The organism is Octadecabacter dasysiphoniae (genome assembly GCF_021532615.1).
GTDB classification, from domain to species: Bacteria; Pseudomonadota; Alphaproteobacteria; order Rhodobacterales; family Rhodobacteraceae; genus Octadecabacter; species Octadecabacter dasysiphoniae.
The window spans coordinates 461,501-467,500 of sequence record NZ_JAKGAQ010000002.1; the positions used below are offsets into that span (position 1 = coordinate 461,501).

Genomic DNA, 6,000 nt, shown 5'->3' on the forward strand with positions numbered 1-6,000 from the left:
GGTCTTGTCCACGACAATTCGGCCATACAACGCTAAGCGACGTCGGTCGCCTCACCCGCTGAAACTATACGCGACTCTAGGCTGACAAACGGCCTTCGAGCGCGTCGTGAATCGCGTTAGTCCCAAGGTGCAGTCCGATTTCGTAGCGGCCAAACAGAATTTCGGTGTTCGCCCCCGCGACCAGACCTTTCTGGATGTTCTCACCGATCTCCAAGTCGTCGTTAAAGACGGTTTGGATTACGTCGTCGTTCTGGCCCCAATACCGTCCGGCTTTTTCGGATTTGGGCGCCTCGGGTGCAAGCATCACGCATTTAGAGACACAGGCGTCGTTGCCCGTCGGGATGATGGTGTCGATATCGAGCGTGCCCTCGCCCGTCGACGGCGCGTCTGGATAAGCGCAGGTATTAGAAGATCGCAAAACAGGCAACCCGATTACATTACAACAACGTCTTCATCTGCCGCCTCGATCAGATCGCGATCAAGGCCAGCCTTTCCTAAACAATAAGGAAATCGTCCGAGGATAGGTCCGACTTCGTCAATCCGGCAAAAGTGATTGTGGTGCCTTCGGCCGAAAAGATTGCGACACCTTCAACATCTGTGACCTGTGCCATTGCCTCTGCAGCATCGATCAAATCAAAGCCTTGAAGCCAAATCATATCGACGCCGCTAACGAAGTCTGCGCCAATCACGGTGACATCATATACGTTTAAGGAATCATAATTACTCAAACTTCCGATGGTGTCGTTTCCGTCATTGACGTTGAAGATAAATGTATCGGCCCCGCCTTTCCCTTCGAGCAAATCATCCCCGGCGCCGCCTATGATCTGATCCTGCTGGCCGGCGACATCGATCCACGGGTTGCCGCCAACATCGGACCACCTGTCACCGATGATCACATCGTTACCCGCGTCACCTTTCAGTATATCCTCCTCATCCCCGTACCCCCCAATTATTAAATCGTCGCCTTCCCCGCCAGACACCGTATTCGTCCCCATCGCCCAGTTGTAAAAAATCAGCGCCTCTATCAGCACGACGTCGTTCCCATCGCCACTATCAATGACGTTATTACCGCCCCGATCCGTGATCGTATCCGCACCTCCATTGCCATAGATAGTATCGTCGCCGCTAAAACCCGTCAGTGTATCGTCCGCCTCACCGCCGACCAACGTGCCACCTTCGTCGGACGTTGACAGTGTCATCGGATCATCGACCGGGGTGATCACCAGCTCAAACGTGTCGGCAACTGACTCGCGGCCATCACTGACAGTGACTTCAATCTCAATCGTGCCGAAATAGTCTTGCGGAGGCGTGCCTTCGAAGAAGTAATCTTTTGTAACGACGTCAGATGTTTCGAAAGGTGGTATGGGCTGCAATTCCAAGAAATTCAGCCAGTCCGGTAGTTCACTGCCATCGGCGAGGGTCGCTGAAAACACCAATTCCAAATCCGTATTGTCCACATCTGCAAATGCATCGGTTGGTAAAAAGAAGGATACGAAGGTGTCCTCCGCATAGTACTGGTCTTCCAATGGCATATTGAGAACGGGTGCGTCGTTAACCGCCGTGATGTCAATATCAACGGCGCCCAGTGCTATTTCCCCTTGGCCATCATCACCCGTGATGGTCATCGTTGCCGCTGCCGTTCCAGCGGCATCCGGCAAGCCAGTGTATTCCACGAAGTAACCCAGATAAAAATTAAGAACATCAATGGGCCCAGTCACGGTCAGCTCAGATGTGCCGTTGCCGCTCAAGGTCACAGCAGGGATGTTCGGCGCAGTCAATGTGCCTTCGCTGACTTGCAAGGTGATCGTGATGTCATCCGTCGTGTCCAGATCACTCAGGGTCAGGCTGGATAGGTCGAGAAAAGTGGCTTCATCTTCAGTGACGGTTACAGAACTCGGCAGCCCAGCCATAACAGGAAAGGTGTGCAGAATTTTTTCGATACTTTCGAAAGTAACTTGCGCCCCGCTTTCAAAGTCGAGGACACCGTCGGTGGTGGAATCTACGTCGTAGGTTACAGTGAAATGACCCAAACCCCTTACATCAAGGACATCTGTGCCAGCCCCGCCATAGGCCTTGTCGTCCTCATAGATAATAAACGTGTCGTCACCTTCACCGCCGAACAGAGTATCGTTCCCGTCGCCACCTGACAGAGTATCGCTGCCTTCCTCTCCGTTTAGGGTATCGTCGCCGGTGCCGCCGTAGATCTGATCTTGGCCATCGCCGCCATACATCGCATCCGCGCCACTGTCGCCGTACACGGTGTCGTCGCCGTCGTTCCCGTAAAGAGTATCATTCCCGTCCCCACCATAAAGGGTGTCAGAGGCGACTGAGCCGTGGATCTGATCGTCGCCGTCACCGCCACTGATAACATCAGTGGTCAAAGCCGGTGCCTCGCCTGCAATCACGTCCATTTCATCAACAAATGATGCGCCGTCATTCCAGATAATATTATCATTATTACCACTGTTGATGACGTCAGTTTCCTCAACGCCCGCTTCTTCCGTCCAGCCCATTTTGAGTTCTCCATTTCGCGTCATTTATTTTGCCGAAGGGCGCTCGTAGCCGCCGCTGACGATGGAGATCAGCAGTTCCAACCTCCAACCCGTGGATCGTCTTTCGGTTGATAACAAGCTGAAGGAAGACATCGGAGAACCCCCTTTTGGCGCTTTGTCCAATTTGGGGCCACATTTGTCTGAGATTGGCACATTGGTTGCCCAGAACGAGAACAGATCGCCCAGATGCATCCATGAAATCTATGGCCGAATTCAGTTAGAACCCCACACAGCAAGCCGGGATACTGACACCACCCGTTTCCAAGATGTCGTTCGAACCCTATCTGAAAAAGACCATCGGCCGATTCTGCGATGCAACTCCGGCTGTTCGACTAGCAGCCGCGTCAGATTGCGCATAGAGCCTTGCTCAATCGTTGTCGAAGCCACCGTGGCTTTCGGTCCTGTCACCCGGCACGTTGGCCGCGTCCAACGTTCTCATGAGTTCATCCCTTTTTCTGGCGCAAATATCCGCGTGCCGCTAGGGCATCATTCAGTGCCGCGTCGTCTTCCTGGTTCCCGACTTGATCTTTTCTATGAATTCAGATGAAACCCGACACCCTTCGATCGACAAAGAGCGGTACCCCGAGTTTAGGGGCAGTCGAGTCTGAACAATGAGAGACGATCTCAACCAGTCGACTTCAGTAAAGAACTTACACGCGTTTGCGCTATAGATTTCCGTCATCTAATTTCGATGAAATTCCGGATTCTCAACACGACACAAGCGACTAAGCACAAAAAAACCGCCAACCCATCGGGAAAGCGGTGTTTTTATTGGTTGCGGGAGTAGGATTTGAACCTACGACCTTCAGGTTATGAGCCTGACGAGCTACCGGGCTGCTCCATCCCGCGCTACCTAAGTCGATTTAGTCATCGAAGAGAGATACAAACACCCGTTTAGGGTAAATTCTTTACTAGGTTTGGCAGTGACTTACTCTCCCACGTCTTAAGACGCAGTACCATCAGCGCAACGGTGCTTAACGGCTGGGTTCGGAATGGAGCCAGGTGTTTCACTCGTGCTATGACCACCAAACCAAGAAAAGAATTTACAATATCGGGCGTTGTCCAAGTCAGCGTACGCTGAACTGTTGTTGTGTGTGTAATGTGTGACTTTCATCAATCAGTATAACAAGGCGTGCCTTGCTTCTACTGGATCAAATCAAGCCTATCGGACCATTAGTACCAGTCAACTGAATGCATTGCTGCACTTACATCTCTGGCCTATCGACGAGGTAGTCTACCTCGGTCCTCAGGGATATCTTGTTTTGAGGGGGGCTTCCCGCTTAGATGCCTTCAGCGGTTATCCTGTCCGTTCATAGCTACTCAGCACTGCCGTTGGCACGACAACTGATCCACCAGTGGAACGTTCACCCCGGTCCTCTCGTACTAGGGGCAACTCCTCTCAAATATCCTACACCCACGGAAGATAGGGACCGAACTGTCTCACGACGTTCTAAACCCAGCTCACGTACCTCTTTAAATGGCGAACAGCCATACCCTTGGGACCTGCTCCAGCCCCAGGATGAGATGAGCCGACATCGAGGTGCCAAACACTGCCGTCGATATGGACTCTTGGGCAGTATCAGCCTGTTATCCCCGGCGTACCTTTTATCCGTTGAGCGATGGCCCTTCCACTCGGGACCACCGGATCACTATGACCGACTTTCGTCTCTGCTCGACTTGTCAGTCTCGCAGTCAGGCTGGCTTCTGCCATTGCACTCAACGACCGATTTCCGACCGGTCTGAGCCAACCTTCGCGCGCCTCCGTTACTATTTAGGAGGCGACCGCCCCAGTCAAACTACCCACCACGCAGGGTCCCGGATCCGGATAACGGACCGCGGTTAGATATCAAACAAAACAAGGGTGGTATCTCAAAGGAGGCTCCACAATAACTAGCGTTACTGCTTCAAAGCCTACCACCTATTCTGCACATGTTGTGTCTAATACCAATGCGAAGCTGTAGTAAAGGTGCACGGGGTCTTTCCGTCTAACCGCGGGAAACCTGCATCTTGACAGGTAATTCAATTTCGCTGAGTCGATGTTGGAGACAGCGGGGAAGTCGTTACGCCATTCGTGCAGGTCGGAACTTACCCGACAAGGAATTTCGCTACCTTAGGACCGTTATAGTTACGGCCGCCGTTTACCTGGGCTTCAATTCGGAGCTTGCACTCCTCCTTTTAACCTTCAGGCACCGGGCAGGCGTCAGACCCTATACGTCGTCTTGCGACTTCGCAGAGCCCTGTGTTTTTAGTAAACAGTCGCCACCCCCTGGTTTGTGCCCCCAGTCAATACTTGCGTAGAAACTGGGCCTCCTTCTCGCGAACTTACGGAGGTATTTTGCCGAGTTCCTTCAACATCGTTCTCTCAAGCGCCTTGGTATTCTCTACCAGTCCACCTGTGTCGGTTTAGGGTACGATCTAATGATGGAGCTATTTCCTGGAACCTCTAAGCAGCCCATTCAATCCAATAAGGATGAACTACCCTCGAGATCCGTCACTACCATCTGGCCCTGGAATATTAACCAGGTTCCCATCGACTACGCCTTTCGGCCTCGCCTTAGGGGTCGGCTTACCCTGCTCAGATTAGCTTTAAGCAGGAACCCTTGGACTTTCGGCGACAGGGTCTCTCACCCTGTTTGTCGCTACTCATGTCATCATTCTCACTAGTGATCTCTCCACCGGATCCCTCACAGGCCGGCTTCATCGAAAACTCCTTGCGTCCAATACTCCCCGAAGGAAGTTAAGGACGCATGGAATTATTTCACACTACGCTCTGCTACCATGCACTATGTGCATCCTAAGCTTCGGCTCATGGCTTGAGCCCCGTTACATCTTCGCCGCAGGACAACTTATTTAGACCAGTGAGCTGTTACGCTATCTTTAAAAGATGGCTGCTTCTAAGCCAACTTCCTGGTTGTTTTGGTCGTCCCACCTGCTTTCCCACTTAGCCATGAATTAGGGGCCTTAGCTGTAGGTTAGGGTTGTTTCCCTCTCCACTACGGACGTTAGCATCCGCAGTGTGTCTGCCATCTAGTACTCCCGGGTATTCGGAGTTTGGTTAGGATCAGTAAGCCTGTGGGGCCCCATTACCCATCCAGTGCTCTACCCCCCGGGGTATTCGGATGACGCTCTACCTAAATAGATTTCGCAGAGAACCAGCTATCTCCGAGTTTGATTGGCCTTTCACCCCTAGGCACAACTCATCCCGACCTTTTTCAACAGGTGTGGGTTCGGACCTCCAGTAAGTGTTACCTTACCTTCATCCTGGTCATGCCTAGATCACTCGGTTTCGGGTCTGATCCACCTAACTCATTCGCCCTATTAAGACTCGCTTTCGCTGCGCCTACACCTAACGGCTTAAGCTTGCTAGATAGACCAAGTCGATGACCCATTATACAAAAGGTACGCTGTCAGGCCTCAAGGGCCCTCCAACTGATTGTAGGCGTTCGGT

At 52.3% G+C, this 6,000-nt stretch carries 2 protein-coding genes, 1 tRNA gene and 2 rRNA genes (1 of these 5 running past the window's edge); all 5 read right to left on the reverse strand.

All coding sequences use genetic code 11. The features are described 5' to 3' along the window. Window positions 1–76: 76 nt before the first annotated feature. A complete protein-coding gene (locus L0664_RS09185) occupies window positions 77–418 on the reverse strand; it encodes an SRPBCC family protein (RefSeq protein WP_235225440.1) in 342 nt (113 codons plus the stop codon). A gap of 76 nt (window positions 419–494) precedes the next feature. After that, entirely contained in the window at window positions 495–2,537 is a 2,043-nt protein-coding gene (locus L0664_RS09190) for a hypothetical protein (protein ID WP_235225442.1), read from the reverse strand. A 787-nt stretch (window positions 2,538–3,324) separates the two neighbouring features. After that, window positions 3,325–3,401, reverse strand: a tRNA-Met gene (locus L0664_RS09195). A 66-nt stretch (window positions 3,402–3,467) separates the two neighbouring features. Next, window positions 3,468–3,582: ribosomal RNA gene (gene rrf / locus L0664_RS09200) — 5S ribosomal RNA — on the reverse strand. 122 nt (window positions 3,583–3,704) lie between these two features. Further along, window positions 3,705–6,000, reverse strand: a 23S ribosomal RNA gene (locus L0664_RS09205); it runs 538 nt beyond the window's last position.

Coding starts and splice junctions, on each gene's coding strand:
- L0664_RS09190 (WP_235225442.1), bottom strand. CDS start 2,537: ATGACGCGAAATGGAGAACTCAAAATGGGCTGGACGGAAGAAGCGGGC.